The following is a 13,148-nucleotide window of genomic DNA, read 5'->3' as shown; positions in this document are numbered from 1 at the left end:
GGAAATTTGAAATTTGTATAGATGAAGACTAAACATCCTAAAGGCCTGCCTTTTCTCTTTTTTACTGAAATGTGGGAACGTTTCGGGTATTATTTAATTCTCGGAATTTTTGTATTGTATGCCATTGAACCAACAGGTTTAAAAGGAGGTCTTGGACTTCCAGACAAAACTGCTGATGATATTTTCGGAACTTACATTGCATTGACCTATCTAACCCCTTTTATTGGTGGTTTTTTAGCAGACAGAGTTTTAGGATACATCAAATCTATCTATTTAGGAGGAATCTTAATGGCGGCAGGATATATAGGAATGGGAGTTTTTAAAGACTTACCATTATTCTATGGGTCTTTAGCATTAATTATTATTGGAAATGGCTTTTTTAAACCTACCATTTCTACACTTTTAGGAAATCTATATTCAGAGGAGCCTTATAAGGCCAATAAAGATTCAGGCTACAATATTTTCTATATGGGAATAAATATTGGAGCATTTATATGCAATATTATTGCTGCTTTTATGCGTAATAAATTCGGATGGGGTGAAGCTTTTATTGCTGCGGGAGTAGGAATGCTTATTGGTATGATCATTTTTACGATTGGAAGGAAACATTACATTCATGCCGCTCAGATGAAGCCGGTACAAGAAGGGGATACCAAACTTTCCGAAATCCTACTGAAGGTTTTCTTACCTGCAGTTATTGCCGGAGCAATAGGCTGGTCTATTCCAAACAATATTTTTGGAAGCGATAGTACAGATGCATTTATTTTTGCATGTATTCCTGTTATCTACTTCTATGCTTCCCTTTATTTTAAAGCAAAACCGGAAGAGAAAACTTCTATTGGGGCTTTGTTGTCTGTATTCTTAATCAGCATGTTCTTCTGGGCAGTTTTTAAACAAAATGGGACTGCGTTGACACGTTGGGCCAATTATTACACTGACAGAAGTGTTCCTGCTTCTGTAGAAAAACCTCTTGAGAAGATTTACATGGTTGACGGGAAAAGCTATAAAGACAAAGAAGTTCCTGTATACGATGATCAGTATCAGTCTCAAAAAGATAAAGATGGGAAAACTATAAAAACAATGGGTAAGGATGTTTACTTTAAAAATATCTCCCCTGCCCAACGTGCGGAACTAGAGAAAAATCCGGAGAAACAAGTTTTCTTATACAATACCGAACTGTTTCAGTCTATTAATCCGTTTTGGGTCATTGCCCTAACGCCTTTGATCGTTGGATTCTGGGCATTATTAAGGAGAAAAGGAAAGGAACCTTTGACACCTACAAAAATTGTTATAGGGTTATTTATTACGGGACTATCCTGTTTGGTAATGGTTTTAGCAGTTATAGCCGGAGATAATGGAAGTGTAAAGGTTTCTCCCTGGTGGCTGATCGCAGGTTATGGTGTGGTTACCGTAGGTGAACTCTGCCTCTCTCCAATGGGGTTATCTTTTGTTTCAAAGCTTTCCCCCCAAAGAATCACGGCTTTAATGATGGGAGGATTCTTCCTGGCCAACTCGGTGGGAAATAAACTTTCGGGAATATTAGCGAGTACGTGGTATAATTATGATAATAAGGTTAATTATTTCCTTGTCAATTTTGCTTTATTAATTTTTGCAACATTATTAGGCCTCTCTATGTTAAAAAGATTAAACAGGATCATGAAAGAAAAAGGACATTAATTACTCCTTTTTAACAAATAATAAAAGCTGTAGCAGAGTTCTACAGCTTTTTTATTTAAATATAAAATTAAAATCTTGCCAAAAACTCAAAAAAAACTATATTTGCTAGTCTTAACAAAAATTAACAATAAGAATGGATAATATTGAAGCATTAAGTCCGAAACCGGATGAATTTGTAGAGAATAAGGGTTCCAGACATCCAAAAGGGTTATGGGTTCTTTTCGGAACAGAAATGTGGGAGCGTTTCAACTTTTATGGAATGAGAGCACTTTTAACGCTCTTTATGGTCAACTCTCTATTAATAAAAGAAGCTGATGCAGCGATCATTTACGGTGGATTTTTAGCTTTATGTTATTTAACTCCCCTTTTAGGAGGATTTATTGCGGATAAATATATTGGTAACAGATATGCTATTATCATCGGTGGATCCTTAATGGCTATTGGGCAGTTTTTACTTTTCCTCAGTGCATCAACTTTTTCAGCGAGCGTAGGAAATGCTAAACTGATTATGTGGCTTGCATTATTCGTTATTATCTTTGGTAATGGATTCTTTAAGCCAAACATTTCCTCAATGGTAGGAAGTCTTTATCCCAAACAAGAAAAATCAAAACTTGACTCAGCGTTTACCATATTTTATATGGGTATTAACATTGGGGCTTTCTTAGGTCAGTTTATCTGTCCATATCTTGGTGACGTAAAAGATGCTACGACAGGAGTAAGAGATATTTTTGCTTTTAAATGGGGATTCTTAGCCGCTTCAATGGCAATGATCGTAGGAACGGTAACGTTCTTTTTCCTTAAAAATAAATATGTGGTAACTCCGGAAGGAAGACCTATCGGAGGATTACCAAAACACAATACAAGTGCAGACTTTGAAGAAGGAGAAACGCAGACCGCAAAATTCTCTGGACAGTTTCTGGCTTTTACAGGGATTATATTTGTTGTATTATTTTTTGCTTTCAGGTATTTACTGGTAGGAGAGTTCGGATTTAATTCTGTAGAAATGGGGCAGCTGATCAAAGGAATTATTTATCCTTTTATCTATGCAGCTGGTATTTCGTTAGCTTTCCTGATCATGAGTTCTGCAGAAAATAAAGTTGAAAGACAAAGAATTTGGGTAATCTATATCGTTTCATTCTTTATCATTTTCTTCTGGGCTGCTTTCGAGCAGGCAGGATCTTCATTAACATTCATTGCAGATAACCAAACAGACAGAAGCATTTTCGGATGGAATATGCCACCTTCAATGGTTCAGATCTTTAACGGGATCTTCGTCGTTATACTAGCGGTTCCATTCAGTTTGATCTGGGATAAATTAAGAGCAAGAGGTAAAGAACCGGTATCTCCTTTTAAACAAGCTATGGGATTGGCATTAATTGCACTTTCTTATTTCATCATTGCCCACAATGTAAAAGACCTTGGAAGTTCAGGTTTGCTGGCAATTAAATGGCTGATGTTATTGTACTTCATTCAGACATGTGGTGAGCTTTGTCTTTCTCCAATCGGTTTATCATTAGTAGGTAAGCTAGCTCCAAAAAGATTTGCTTCATTGCTATATGGTGTTTTCTTTATTTCCAATGCAGCAGGTTATGCATTAGCCGGTTCATTAGGAGCACTTATCCCTGCAACAGGTGATAAATTCAAAAAGGCTGAAGAAATAGGAGTAAACCTTCAGGATGTTTTAGATAAAAAAGTAACCTTAACAAGTGATCAGATCGCTGCTTTTGATAAAGCTCAGCTACCATTACACAATCCTACATTTGCAGGATTTGAAATCCATAACTTATTTGAGTTCTTTATGGTATTCGTTGTCCTTTGTGGTATTGCTGCTGTAATTTTAGGTTTAATTTCACCACTCTTAAAGAAAATGATGCACGGCGTAAAGTAGTTGCATAAATAAAATACTATAAAACCTCTGCTTAGTCAGAGGTTTTTTTATAAATTAGCACGCTGTTTCAAAATGAAACATCTTATCGTTTATTTTCATTAACTATGTATACATTAGAAGAAATACAAAATTTTAAAGGCAAGTACCCTAAACAACTTTGGACGCTATTCACAGTAGAAATGTGGGAGCGTTTTTGTTTTTACGGGATGCGCGGGGTTCTTACCATTTTTATGGTAGACCAATTAGGTTTATTAGAAGACAAAGCCAACTTGCAATACGGGGCCATCCAGGCTTTCATTTATGCCTTTACTTTTATAGGAGGTATTTTTGCAGATAAGATCCTTGGGTTTAAAAGATCCCTGGTTTTCGGAGGTCTTATTATGTCTATCGGTAATCTTATTATTGCCTTTTCGCCTCATGATTTCTTTTATTTTGGTATCACCTGCTCCATTATAGGTACAGGATTTTTCAAGCCTAATATTTCGTCCATGGTAGGCGAGCTTTATAAGGAAGATGATCCAAGAAGAGACGCTGGATATGGCTTATTCTATGCTGGAATTAATATCGGTGGACTTTTAGGTGGTGCATTATGTGTGTATTTGGGAAAATATTATTCATGGTCCTGGTGCTTTTTAGCAGCTGCAGTTGTCATGATTCTGGGATTGATTACCTTTTTTGCTACAAAAAAAACCCTGGGACCTATTGGTGATTCTCCATTACAGGTACTTCCACAATCCAAAAGAACTTTACGTGAAGTATTAGTCTATATTGGTGCATTGCTAAGCATGCCTCTTATATTCATCATGGTAAAGAATACGGATTACACAGACTATTTCATGTATTTAATCGGTATTGTTGCTGTGGGATATTTTGTCATAGAAACCCTTAAACAAACTACCCCCTATCAGAAAAAGCTCGTTGCTGCATTTATATTCATCTTCATGTATTTTGTCTTCAATTCTATCTATGAGCAAAGTGGCGGATCTTTATCACTATTTGCAAAAGATAATCTTGTTCACAAATTATTAGGCTTTGGAATGGACCCTAATGTTATTAACAATAGCGCTAATTCGTTTTTCATTATTGTTTTCAGCCCCTTAATTGGACTGGCATGGATTGCTTTAAATAAAAGGAAACTTGAACCTAATACAATCAATAAGTTCGGAATAGGATTTCTATTTCTGGCTGCAGGATTCTTCATATTCTATAGTTTAAGATACTTTGCAGGTGCAGATGGAAAATCTTCTCTTAATTTATTTACATTCACATGGTTGGTGATCACATTCGGGGAATTGTGTTTAGGCCCAATAGGAATGTCAATTATAACCAAACTGTCTCCAAAGAAAATGTTCGGTATGATGATGGGATTATGGTTTCTGGCCAGTGCGTTTGGACAATTCGCTGCCGGAAAAATTGGAGCTAGCCTCTCTGAAGCCAACACAGGAAATACCAATATGAGTAAACTCTTAGCCTATACGGATGGATATAAAACTTTGGGAATCTATGCATTAGTTGCGGGTGTGGTATTAATTTTGATATCCACGTTCGTGAGAAAATTAATGCAAGACGTAAAATAAAAGATAAGCTTATTATGCTTAATTTTATTAATAATTAAATGATATGAAAAAAATTCTAAGCATAATAAGTTTGTTATTGTTAACTTTCAACTTTGCCCAGGTAAAATGGATGACCATTGAAGAGGCATTGAAAGCTCAAAAACAAAATCCAAAAAAAATCCTTGTTGATTTCTATGCTGATTGGTGTGGTCCATGTAAGATAATGGATAAAAAAACCTACGGACATCCGGTTATTGCTAAGATCTTAAATGACAATTATTACCCTGTAAAGTTCAATGCTGAAGAAAAAAAGGATATTGAAATTTTTGGAAGAACATTTTCAAATCTTAATACGGAGCACAAAAAAGGAAAAAATTCGCTTCATGAATTTACACAGTATATGAATGTTGCTGCAGTTCCAAGCACCGTATTTCTTGATGAAAATGGGGGCCCAATTACAATTCTTCAGGGAGAACTTTCAGCGATAGAGCTCGAACCCTATCTGGAGTTTATTTCTAAGGATTTGTTTAAAAAAATAAGATCTAAGGAACAATGGGAGGATTATCAAAAGAAGTTTAAATCGAAAATAAAGAACTAACCGTAGATTCAAATTTCGAGTTTCCAAAATACAGAATTAAGACTTTCAATTTTTTTGGAAGTCTTTTTTTTTTTGCCGAAATTCGGACTTTTATTTTTGCTTTTGAAACCCGGATCTCGAAACTCGAGTCGTAGCCGAAATTGAATCTTGAAACTTCCATAGAATATGTTAAGGGTATAGGACCCGAAAAAGCCAAGCTCATAAAAAATGTGCTCGGAGTTTCCACTGTAGAAGATTTACTGAACTTCTACCCTATTCGTTATCTGGATAAAAATAAAGTATATCAAATAGCGCAACTTCAGGAAAGCAACCTTGAAATTCAGTTAAAAGGAAAAATCACGCACGTCCAGGAGATACAAACGGGGAAAACCAAGAGACTAACTGCTAAATTCAATGATGAGAGCGGAGCAATGGATCTTGTTTGGTTTCAATATTCAAAATGGCTGAAAGAGCAACTCCCCATCAACAAGGAAGTCTATATTTTTGGGAAGATCAATCTTTTCAATAATCAATTCTCAATGCCCCATCCTGAAATTGAAATCGAAGAAAAAAAAGAAAATGACAATCGGCTGAGACCTATTTATCCCAGTTCGGAAAAACTAACCAAAAGAGGCCTCAATCAGAAATTCTTTCAGACAATCCTACGGAATATCTGCAAAGAAATTCCCAATCTCATCGAAGAAAACCTACCCGACTATCTCATAAGGTCTTTTAAATTCCTGTCGAGACAACATACTTTTTTAAATATTCATTTTCCACAAAATCTAGACTATTTTGAAAAGGCTAACAACCGGTTAAAATTTGAAGAATCCTTCTTCTTTCAATTAGGTTATGGCTTAAAAAAAATTCACCATAAAAGTCAGGCATTCGGAAACCCCTTCCCCATTGTGGGTGATCATTTTACAGGGTTTTATGAAAATCACCTTCCTTTTGAATTGACTAATGCCCAAAAAAGGGTTTTAAAAGAAATCCGATTAGACATGAAAAAACCTATTCAGATGAACCGGTTGCTTCAGGGAGATGTAGGTTCCGGAAAAACGATGGTTGCCTTACTCACTATGCTCATTGCCATGGACAATGGATTCCAAAGCTGTATAATGGCTCCTACCGAAATTCTGGCACAACAGCATTACAATGGGATAAAAGAACTTTTAGAAGAAACCGAAATCAATATCCGTCTTTTGACGGGATCTACAAAAGCATCTGAAAGAAAGGTTATTCACCAGGAACTTGAAAACGGAGAACTCTCAATTCTGGTAGGAACTCACGCTGTTTTAGAAGACAAAGTAAAGTTTAAAAATCTTGGCTTGGCTATTATTGATGAACAGCATAGATTTGGTGTCGCACAAAGAGCAAAACTATGGGCAAAAAATAAGATCCCACCGCATATTTTAGTGATGACCGCCACACCTATTCCAAGAACGCTGGCCATGAGTTTTTACTCTGATCTGGATGTATCGGTAATCGATGAAATGCCGGTAGGAAGAAAGCCTATCATCACTGCTCATAGGCGGGAAAAGGACAGAACATATGTCTATAATTTCTGCAGAGACGAAATTAAAAAAGGGAGACAGGTTTATTTTGTTTATCCATTGATAGAGGAATCCGAGACATTGGACTATAAGAACCTCATGGAGGGTCTTGATCATGTTATGAATTCCTTTTCAGATTATAACGTAAGCATGCTTCATGGCAGAATGAAACCAGATGAAAAAGACACTGCGATGAATTATTTTGCTTCCGGAAAGGCAGAGATCATGGTTGCAACGACTGTTATTGAGGTTGGAGTAAATGTACCCAATGCATCCGTAATGGTTATTGAAAGTGCTGAAAGATTTGGATTGTCTCAGCTGCATCAGTTGAGAGGACGTGTGGGCCGTGGTGCAGAACAAAGCTATTGCATATTAATGACATCGGACAAGCTATCCACAGAAAGCAGAACCCGGATCAAAACGATGACTGAAACCAACGATGGTTTTAAAATTTCTGAAGTTGATATGCAGCTCCGGGGACCTGGCGATATTTTAGGAACCCAGCAAAGTGGTGTTGTCGATTTTAAAAGATTAGATCTGGTAAAGGATTCTGAAATTATAAAAACTACAAAAAAAGCGGTAGAAAAGATATTAGAAAAGGATCCGCTTTTAACTTTGGCAGATCATCAGATCATAAAAATATATTATCTGAAATATTACAAAGGGAAAAATAAATGGAGTAAAATATCATAAAAAAACCGCAAAAAGAAAAAGATCTTTCCGCGGCCCCCTTATAAAACTGTTATTTAGAAGAAATTATTCTTATCATAAAAATTTATTTAGTAGAATGCTTACTATTCTGTAATTTGGTGTGGAGTGAAAATATTTATAGCATTTGCATTTTATTTAAGCCACTACTAAATAAATTTAAAAAAACAAAATGAATTATGTTTCCAACTTACTTATTATAAAAACTAACTGTGTTTGTTGAAAGGATTTTAAAAGAAACGAATATAATTTCCCTCCAACTTTTTGAGTTTTCATGATTGTACCGTTTTGTTTAAAGATCTTCTGCGCTCTACATTGGAAATTGATAATCCATTTTGTTTTACTAACATTGTGATGAATATAATTTACTCTCAAGATTCAAAGAAAAATTATTCACATTAATTGTTTTATATGATTAATTTTTGTTAGCACGTTTCTGTTACAAATTTCATATATTGTTACTAATAAGCATTTATATTATTATATTTAATAGTTATAAAATTTTCACCTTTTAGTGAGTATTAACCGATAAAATACATCCCAACCTTTTTACTGAAAATTCAAAAATTCCAATATCCATCATACTTTAAGAATTAAATTATCTTTGTTTAATCCGGATGTATGGTATTGCCAATTCAATGTAATAACCTCCGAAACTACCCGTTTCATGTCCTTATAATTGTCCGGCTTTTTAATATAAATATTAGCACCTTTTACAAATATTTTCTCAATATCTTCTTCCGATAAGACATCAGAATATATTCCTGTAATCATCCCGCTTAATCTAAGGTCCAATTTTATTTCATCCAGACATTCCATACTGTTTTTATGCGGAATATTATAATTCATCAATAGTATTTCGGGAACAAGAACTTCAGCATTACTAAGGTATTTCATTAAATCTCTTCCATTTTGAAATGACTGAACCTTAACTGTAATCTTTAAATCTTTGAATATATTTTTAAATAAAATAATATTCCCTTCATCATCATCAACAAGTATTGCATTAAGATATTCTTTATTCATAAAGCATTTTATTAGTCATTGCTACACTCTGCTCTTTCCGTCTTTTACCGATGATTTTTTGAAACTGAGAGGGTGTAATGCCGGTTGTATTTTTAAATTGTGTACTTAAGTGGGCAACGCTGGAATAATTAAGCTTATGAGCAATCTCAGTAAGGTTAAGTTTATTTGTAATAATAAGTTCTTTGGCGTATTCTATCTTCTGTAAGATAATGAAATTCTCTATTGATGTATAAGCTACCTCTGAAAAAAGATTGGACAGGTAGCCATAGCTGTGATTTAATTTTTCGGCAATATAGATGGAAGCTTTAACAGCAATCGTATCTTTAGAGAATACCAGCTCTACAATAGCATCTTTGATTTTCTGTACTAAAGCGACTTTCTGGCTTTCTATAATTTCAATACCATAATCTTCAAGGTTTTTTTTGAAGATATCGTGCTGTTCTTGCGTAAACGCTTCATAAAACTCTACCTCTCCAAAATTCAGCAATCTATATTTTAAACCTTGTTCTTTAAGTTTTTCATCCAACACTTTTTTACAAAGAGCATTGAAATCGAATTTCACATACATTTTCATCCTAGTATAAGTGTGTTAATTATTTTGTAAATATAAACTTTTATTTCATATAAATGTGAAATAGTTCAATAAAGTTAAAATTATATTTATAAACGCAAAAAACTCCTGTATTAATGAATACAGGAATTTAAACACTAAGGATGAAAAAAATATACTGATAAAAACCAAAATGGTTTAAAACCAAGTATATGAATGTTTTATTATAAAATGATTTGGTTCTTTTGCAAATATGCTACTAATAAACAGGTCACCCGTTATAGAATTATGAGATAATGTTACAGAATTATAAGTCTATTATATGTGAATTATAAATTCCATAAGATAATCATCCATAACGAAATTATTTCCTATATCGAAAACCCCTTCACCATAAATTTTATATCCCTGAGATTCATAAAATTTCCTTGCTTGGTTAAATTTATTCACATTTAAAATAATTCTGCGATCCCCATATTCCTTGGTTTTTTGTGCTAAAAAAACAAGTGCTTCTTTTCCTAACCCTTTTCCTTTACTTTCAGGAACCAAATAGATCCGGTGAAGTTTTGTTGTTTTTTCCTCATAGTCATTTTCGTAACCGATAAACCCTTCCAGGGAGTGGCTTATTTCATCTTCGATTAAATAATAATGATAATTTACACTCTTTAAGTGTTGTGAGATCTCTTCTTTCGAGTACATGGTAGTAAGCATGTATTCCATCTGTTCATCTGAAAGGATCTCTGCATAAGCATTTTCCCAGGATCTCCTCGCCAATTCCTGAATTACAGGAATATCATTTTCTGTTGCTTTTATAAGTTTCATAATTTTGATCTTAAAAAAAGTGAAAGGCATATACCTTTCACTCTAAATTATTTATTTGAAATTGAAAATAATGGATCCATTATTTCATTATTATAAACACTTTATCAGATATTATTCATCTCTGCTTTTATCTTTGCATACAGTCCTTCGGATGCAACAACCAATGGAAGTCTTACATAGTTCTTAAGAATACCTTTCTCAGCTAAAATAGCTTTTACACCACATGGGTTTCCTTCAGCAAAAATCAAACGTGTCATTTCAACAAGTTTATTGTGAATGGCATAAGCTTCTTTTACTTTACCCTCGAATGCCAATTCTATCATTGTAGAAAATTCCTTTGGATATGCTTGTCCGATCACAGAAATAACACCATCACCTCCTGCTAACGTTACAGGCAATGCAAACTCATCATCTCCGGACACTAAAGAAAATCCTTCCGGCTTTTTTCTCAGAATATCAAAATATTGAAGAATACTTGGGGCTGCTTCTTTAATTAAAAATAAATTAGGAAACTCCTTAGCTAAGCGAATCGTCGTATCTGCCTCAATATTCTGTCCGGTTCTTGAAGGCACATTGTAAATAATGATATTTTTTCCGGTGGACGCTAACACTTTATAATGTTGATAAAGTCCCTCCTGATTAGGCCTGTTATAATATGGAGAAACAGAAAGAATAGCCTCGAAAGAAGAAAGATCGGTTTCTTCTATTTGTTTTTTAACTTCAAGCGTATTATTTCCCCCTATTCCTAAAACTAAAGGAAGGCGTTTATTATTTACCTTAATGATATGATCTATAACCTGTTTCTTCTCCCCTTCGGAAAGAGTTGCAGCTTCAGCTGTAGTTCCTAAAACAACTAAATAATGGGTTCCGTTCTCAATATTAAATTCAACAAGTTTTGTTAAACTATCAAAATCAACGGATAAATCTTCATTAAAAGGTGTTACCAAAGCGACACCTACTCCTTTTAAAATGTTCATCTGTTAGAATTATTTTTTCCAAATTTAATAATTTAGACTAAGAATTTATAATAAATAATAATGTTTTATTATACATATAATTATATTTGCATATACTAAAAGAAATTATGAAAAATAAATTCTTATTACTAGGAATTGCATTGCTTTCGCTGGGATCTTGTAAAACAACTTCTTTACAGGTAGCGAATGTAGAAACGCAAAAAAATATTTCTATTAATAAAGATCTAAAAAGTGACGAGGCTTTTGTAAAATTTATTGAACCTTATAAGCAAAAATTGGACAAAGAAATGAATCAAAAAGTTTCTCATACCAATACAGATCTTACAAAACAAGGGGACAATAGCAACCTTGGAAATCTTTTAGCAGACTACACCTTTGAAGGCGCTGATGAATGGGCAAAAAATCACCTCAAAAAAAACGTTGATGCTGCGTTAATTAATATCGGCGGAATCCGTACTTCAATTGGCAAAGGCGATATTCTATTAAAAAATGTTTTTGAAGTAATGCCATTCGAAAATGAAGTCGTTATCGTTAAAATGAAAGGATCAGATCTTCAAGGCTTATTTGACTATTATGCAAAAAACCAGGTTAATAACCCAGTCTCTCATTTGTATATAGAAACCAGCAACGGACAGCTATCTAAAACTTTGATCAATGGTAAAGCGGTAAATTCCAACCAGGAATATTATATTGCCACCTCTGATTACCTGGCATTAGGTGGAGATAATATGATCTTTTTCGCAAAAGGGGAATCAATCCCAACAGGAATCAAGATGAGAGATCTATTTATTGAATATTTTAAGAAAAATTCCGAGGTAGTCCCTAATACAGATATTCGTTTAAATTTTATTGGTAAGAAGTAATGGATAGAAAAAGTTTTTTAAAAGTACTAAGTGGCGGAACTTTAGCAATGGCTTTAGCTCCCAATATGATGATGGCAGAAGAGTTAAAATTAAAAGGACTTTCTTCTGCAAACAAGCTTACTATACTTCATACCAATGACCAACATAGTAGAATAGAACCATTTGATGAAAGCTATACAAAAAATCCTAATCAGGGAGGTTTTGCCAGAAGAGCAAGCTTAATTCAACAGATCAGAAACCAGGAAAATAATGTCTTATTATTGGACTCCGGAGATATTTTTCAGGGAACCCCTTATTTTAATTTTTTTGGAGGCGAGCTTGAGTTTAAATTAATGTCTATGATGAAGTACGATGCTTCAACAATGGGAAACCATGATTTTGACAATGGGCTTCAGGGATTTTTAAATGTTTTGCCGAACGCTCAGTTTCCGTTCATCTGTTCCAATTATGATTTTAAAAACACTGTTTTAGATGGTAAAACCTTACCATACAAGATTTTTAATAAAAATGGAATTAAGGTTGGGATTTTTGCAGTAGGAATCCAACTGGAGGGGCTGGTAGGTAAAAAACAGTATCAGGAAACCGTGTATTCCAGTCCTATTGATGTCGCACAACACTATTCCAACTTTCTGAAAAACGAACAAAAATGTGACCTTGTGATCTGCCTGTCCCATATTGGTTACGACTATAAAAATGAAGCTGATAAAGTAAGTGATAAAATACTGGCAGCCAGTACAGAAAACATTGATATTATTCTGGGTGGCCATACTCATACTTTTCTACCAGAGCCGCAAAGCTTTAAAAACCGACAGGGCAAAAATGTCCTGGTTAATCAGGTTGGATGGGCAGGACTCCTGTTAGGAAGAATCGATTTTTATTTTGACAATAACAAAAACGTACAACATATTTCTTGGAACAATCAGGTTATAGACAGCAGTATAATAGCATAAT

At 34.2% G+C, this 13,148-nt stretch carries 11 protein-coding genes; 7 read left to right on the top strand and 4 right to left on the bottom strand.

Annotated elements, in window-relative coordinates:
- Positions 1–21: 21 nt before the first annotated feature.
- The 5 genes from CEY12_RS18655 to recG all read left to right on the top strand — a co-directional run bounded on the left by CEY12_RS18655 (position 22) and on the right by recG (position 7,944).
- A complete protein-coding gene (locus tag CEY12_RS18655; protein ID WP_089029107.1) occupies positions 22–1,677 on the top strand; it encodes a peptide MFS transporter in 1,656 nt (551 codons plus the stop codon).
- A gap of 133 nt (positions 1,678–1,810) precedes the next feature.
- Positions 1,811–3,565 (top strand): peptide MFS transporter, encoded by a 1,755-nt coding sequence (locus CEY12_RS18650; protein ID WP_089029106.1) that lies wholly within the window; start codon positions 1,811–1,813, stop codon positions 3,563–3,565.
- 104 nt (positions 3,566–3,669) lie between these two features.
- Entirely contained in the window at positions 3,670–5,142 is a 1,473-nt protein-coding gene (locus CEY12_RS18645; protein WP_089029105.1) for a peptide MFS transporter, read from the top strand.
- A 43-nt stretch (positions 5,143–5,185) separates the two neighbouring features.
- A complete protein-coding gene (locus CEY12_RS18640) occupies positions 5,186–5,719 on the top strand; it encodes a thioredoxin family protein (RefSeq protein WP_089029104.1) in 534 nt (177 codons plus the stop codon).
- A 140-nt stretch (positions 5,720–5,859) separates the two neighbouring features.
- On the top strand, positions 5,860–7,944 hold the full coding sequence (gene recG, locus CEY12_RS18630) for an ATP-dependent DNA helicase RecG (RefSeq protein ID WP_089029102.1): 2,085 nt from the start codon (positions 5,860–5,862) through the stop codon (positions 7,942–7,944).
- Positions 7,945–8,538: 594 nt separating this feature from the next.
- Here the strand turns inward: recG and CEY12_RS18620 are convergent.
- The 4 genes from CEY12_RS18620 to dapA all read right to left on the bottom strand — a co-directional run bounded on the left by CEY12_RS18620 (position 8,539) and on the right by dapA (position 11,334).
- Positions 8,539–8,985, bottom strand: a complete 447-nt coding sequence (locus CEY12_RS18620) for a response regulator (protein ID WP_089029100.1) — start codon at positions 8,983–8,985, stop codon at positions 8,539–8,541.
- On the bottom strand, positions 8,978–9,559 hold the full coding sequence (locus tag CEY12_RS18615) for a helix-turn-helix domain-containing protein (RefSeq protein WP_089029099.1): 582 nt from the start codon (positions 9,557–9,559) through the stop codon (positions 8,978–8,980). Before CEY12_RS18615 ends, CEY12_RS18620 begins: the two co-directional genes overlap by 8 nt.
- Positions 9,560–9,853: 294 nt before the next feature.
- Positions 9,854–10,357 carry a GNAT family N-acetyltransferase gene (locus CEY12_RS18610; RefSeq protein WP_089029926.1) on the bottom strand — a complete coding sequence of 168 codons (504 nt, stop codon included), beginning with the start codon at positions 10,355–10,357 and terminating at the stop codon, positions 9,854–9,856.
- Between the two features lie 104 nt (positions 10,358–10,461).
- Positions 10,462–11,334 carry a 4-hydroxy-tetrahydrodipicolinate synthase gene (gene dapA / locus CEY12_RS18605; RefSeq protein ID WP_089029098.1) on the bottom strand — a complete coding sequence of 291 codons (873 nt, stop codon included), beginning with the start codon at positions 11,332–11,334 and terminating at the stop codon, positions 10,462–10,464.
- Between the two features lie 107 nt (positions 11,335–11,441).
- On the opposite strand from dapA, the gene CEY12_RS18600 reads away from it, so the two are divergent.
- Positions 11,442–12,197 (top strand): 5'-nucleotidase C-terminal domain-containing protein, encoded by a 756-nt coding sequence (locus CEY12_RS18600; RefSeq protein WP_089029097.1) that lies wholly within the window; start codon positions 11,442–11,444, stop codon positions 12,195–12,197.
- Positions 12,197–13,147, top strand: coding sequence for a bifunctional metallophosphatase/5'-nucleotidase (locus CEY12_RS18595; RefSeq protein ID WP_089029096.1), 951 nt, complete (start codon positions 12,197–12,199; stop codon positions 13,145–13,147). Before CEY12_RS18600 ends, CEY12_RS18595 begins: the two co-directional genes overlap by 1 nt.
- The last annotated feature ends 1 nt before the right edge of the window (position 13,148 follow it).

The sequence above is a fragment of the Chryseobacterium sp. T16E-39 genome, from assembly GCF_002216065.1.
In the GTDB taxonomy this organism is placed as follows: domain Bacteria; phylum Bacteroidota; class Bacteroidia; order Flavobacteriales; family Weeksellaceae; genus Chryseobacterium.
Note: the sequence above shows the minus strand (reverse complement) of the source record. Positions and strands in the feature narration are given on the sequence as shown.